This is a genomic window from Streptomyces sp. NPDC029169 (genome assembly GCF_055563935.1).
The window spans coordinates 1-2,241 of record NZ_JBVHXA010000039.1; the positions used below are offsets into that span (position 1 = coordinate 1).

Here is a 2,241-nt window from a genome sequence, read left to right on the forward strand (position 1 = left end):
GCGTACGTGACAAACAGCCCGGGTATCACCGATTCGGGCATGGGGATCGCCATCTACCGCACGTATGCGCGGACCTCTCCCCCCCCCCCCCCCCACCACCCCCCCCCCACCCCCCCCCCCCCCCCCCCCCCCCCCCCCCCCTCCGGCGTCCGTGTGTGCCCGGGGCGGCTCAGTAGTTGCCCAGGCCGCCGCAGACGTTGAGCGCCTGCGCCGTGACCGCCGCCGCGTCGTCACCGACCAGGTACTCGACCATGGCGGCGACCTCACGAGGCTCCACATAGCGGCCGATCGGGACGCGGGTGGTGATCCGGTCGTGGGTCTCCTGCTCGCTCACGTTCCAGATGGCCGCGTAGTGCTCCCGTACGCGCTCCGCCATGGGGGTCTCGACGAAGCCCGGGCACACCGCGTTGACGGTGATGCCGGTGCGCGCGAGCTCCAGGCCGAGGGCCTTGGTGAAGCCCACCACGCCGTGCTTCGACGCCGAGTAGGGCGCGGCGTGCACGACGCCCTGCTTGCCGCCGGTGGAGGCGATGTTGATGATCCGGCCGCGGTCCTTGGCCAGCATCCCGCCGGTGGTGAGGACTTCCTTGGTCATGAGGAAGACGCTGTTGAGGTTGGTGTTGATCACGTCGAGCCACAGCTCGTCCGCGATCTCGGCGGTGGCGCCGCCGCCGCTGCGGCCCGCGTTGTTCACCAGGATGTCCACCGTGCCGTGGCGCTCGACCGCGGCCCGCACGAACTCCTTGATCTGCTCGTGCCGTGACACGTCGCAGACGCTGCCGTCCACGTCGAGCCCCTGGCCCTGGAGATCCTTCAGGGTCTCCGCGAGCCTGTCCTCGTCACGGGCGCAGATGTAGACGCTCGCGCCGAGTCCGGCGAGCCGCTTCGTGATCTCCAGACCGATGCCGCTGGTCGCCCCGGTCACCAGGGCGACGGGCTTGGCCGCCTTCGCCATGTGCTCTCCCGTATCCGCTTGTCGATGGTTCCGGCCGAGCGTGGCCACCGCGGCTCGAACCCGGGTGGAAGCCGTCTCGAGCCGTACCGCTCCAGTCGCGTTCGAGCCGGTGGGGGCACGGTGGTGTCCCTGTCCCGACCTTCCGGAGGAGCGCGATGACCGAGACGTACGCACCGTCGCAGACCGGCCTCTACGTGGCTGTGCAGGCGTTCTACGCACGCCAGATGCAGGCACTCGACAACGGCCGGTTCGAGGAGTACGCGGCGACGTTCACCGAGGACGGCACCTTCCAGCACACGCCGGGCACCGAACCGGCCCGGACCAGGGCCGGGATCGTGGCCGAACTCCGCCGGTTCCATGAGCAGTTCAAGGACAAGCCGGTCCAGCGCCGGCACTGGTTCGACCAGCTCGTGCTCGACCCGCAGGCCGACGGCTCCGTGCGCTCCACGGCGTACGTCCTGGTGGTCCGCACCACACCGGGGACGCCGAAGCCCGAGATCTGGCCGAGCTGCCAGATCAACGACGTCCTGGACATCGACGGGGACCGGATCCTGATGCGCTCCCGCGTCGTCACGTACGACCACCTCGACGGGTGATCCCGGACGTGCGCGTGGACCGCCCCGGCGCCTCCTGGAGCCCCGTGCGCGAGGCGCTGCGGCGGTCCGGGGTGGTCCTGGTGCACGGCGCCGAGACGGGCTGGGAGACCTCCGGTGCGGCGGCGGACGGGCTGCTCTCGCCGCGCGAGGCGGAGCGGTACCGGGGCATCCGCAACCCCGTGGTGCGCCGCCGTCACCTCGCCTCGCGCGCCCTGCTCAAGCACGCCGCGGGCGCCGTCCTCGGCCTCCGCCCCCACGAGGTCGAGCTGGTGCGGGAGCCGGGCGGCAGGCCGCGCCTGAGTGGCCGTCCGGGGTTCTCCGTCAGCCTGACGCACACCCGGGGACTCCTCGCGGTGGCGCTCAGCCGGGTCGGTCCGGTGGGCACGGACGCCGAGCGCACGGCCCGCGCACTGGACGGGACCGGCCTGGAGCACCGGATGTGCACGCCCGCGGAGCGGGTGGCCCTCGCGGAGCTGCCGGCCGGCCGGCGCAATGCGGAGCTCGTGACGCTGTGGACCGTGAAGGAGGCCTACGGCAAGGCGCTCGGGGTCGGGCTGCGGCTGCCGTTCACGACGGCGGGCTTCGCCCTGAAGCAGGGCGGGGGGGGGGGGGGGGGGGGGGGGGGGGGGGGGGGGGGGGGGGGGGGGGGGGGGGGGGGGGGGGGGGGGGGGGGGGGGGGGGGGGGGGGGG

Annotated in this window: 3 protein-coding genes; 2 read left to right on the forward strand and 1 reads right to left on the reverse strand. The window is 73.4% G+C overall.

The genetic code is table 11. The features are described from left to right. Positions 1-169: 169 nt before the first annotated feature. Positions 170-955 carry a 3-oxoacyl-ACP reductase FabG gene (gene fabG / locus ACZ4VI_RS34585; RefSeq protein ID WP_468005861.1) on the reverse strand — a complete coding sequence of 262 codons (786 nt, stop codon included), beginning with the start codon at positions 953-955 and terminating at the stop codon, positions 170-172. A 155-nt stretch (positions 956-1,110) separates the two neighbouring features. Here fabG and ACZ4VI_RS34590 point away from each other — a divergent pair, with 155 nt between their 5' ends. Both ACZ4VI_RS34590 and ACZ4VI_RS34595 read left to right on the forward strand, forming a co-directional pair. After that, positions 1,111-1,551, forward strand: coding sequence for a nuclear transport factor 2 family protein (locus ACZ4VI_RS34590; RefSeq protein WP_468005863.1), 441 nt, complete (start codon positions 1,111-1,113; stop codon positions 1,549-1,551). Between the two features lie 377 nt (positions 1,552-1,928). Then, on the forward strand, positions 1,929-2,241 hold a 313-nt coding region (locus ACZ4VI_RS34595; RefSeq protein ID WP_468005864.1), incomplete at its 3' end, for a 4'-phosphopantetheinyl transferase family protein.

What these genes read in the sequence shown, in the direction of transcription:
- ACZ4VI_RS34590 (WP_468005863.1), top strand. Translation starts at nt 1,111, where the DNA reads ATGACCGAGACGTACGCACCGTCGCAGACCGGCCTCTACGTGGCTGTG.
- fabG (WP_468005861.1), bottom strand. Translation starts at nt 955, where the DNA reads ATGGCGAAGGCGGCCAAGCCCGTCGCCCTGGTGACCGGGGCGACCAGC.